Source organism: Synechococcus sp. R6-10 (assembly GCF_047461815.1).
Lineage (GTDB): Bacteria > Cyanobacteriota > Cyanobacteriia > Thermostichales > Thermostichaceae > Thermostichus.
The window spans coordinates 1-503 of record NZ_JANSHW010000645.1; the positions used below are offsets into that span (position 1 = coordinate 1).

A 503-nucleotide genomic window follows, 5' to 3' on the forward strand; every position below is an offset into this window, starting at 1 on the left:
GCGATACTCTGGGCGGTCGCCGATCGGCTTGTTTTGAACCCGACGGTGTACCAGTCGTTCCGTGAGCGCTATCAAATCGAAGACCGCACTGCGCGCCCAGTCCCGCGTTTCACCTTGGGCTTGCTGTACCCTGTGATTAGCTCGTATATTCTCACGCGCCCGAAGATTATGGCGCTCTACAAACAAGACGACGACAGTCCGCCCCAGGAGGGCTGACGCGCCGTTAGTCTTCTTCCCACACGAAGCGGGGGACAGGCGCGTCGCCGAAGTTGAGGCGCACCAACGGGCGGATGAGTTGGTCGTGCATCACGCGCTCGGCTAACTCGGCGCGGAGCGCGCGCAGTTGCGTCTGCAGCACCTTGAGGTGAACCTGCCCCAGTGCGAGGCTGCCCACGCGCTGCCCCTCGTCGGTGGTGAGCGTCTCGCCCAGAATGCTCTTGGCGATTTCGGCGTTGTGGTGCGCCACCGCCTGCGCGAAGCTCTCCGCGCCCGACTGCTTGAAC

The 503-nt window shown here is 63.6% G+C and carries 2 protein-coding genes; one reads left to right on the forward strand and one right to left on the reverse strand.

The genetic code is table 11. The annotated features are described in order from the left end of the window. Window positions 1-216, forward strand: a 216-nt coding sequence (locus tag NW837_RS14910; RefSeq protein ID WP_414332371.1) for a hypothetical protein, incomplete at its 5' end; no start/stop codon positions are given. Between the two features lie 7 nt (window positions 217-223). Here the strand turns inward: NW837_RS14910 and NW837_RS14915 are convergent. Beyond that, the coding region (locus tag NW837_RS14915; RefSeq protein ID WP_414332373.1) for a DUF935 family protein at window positions 224-503 on the reverse strand (280 nt) is incomplete at its 5' end.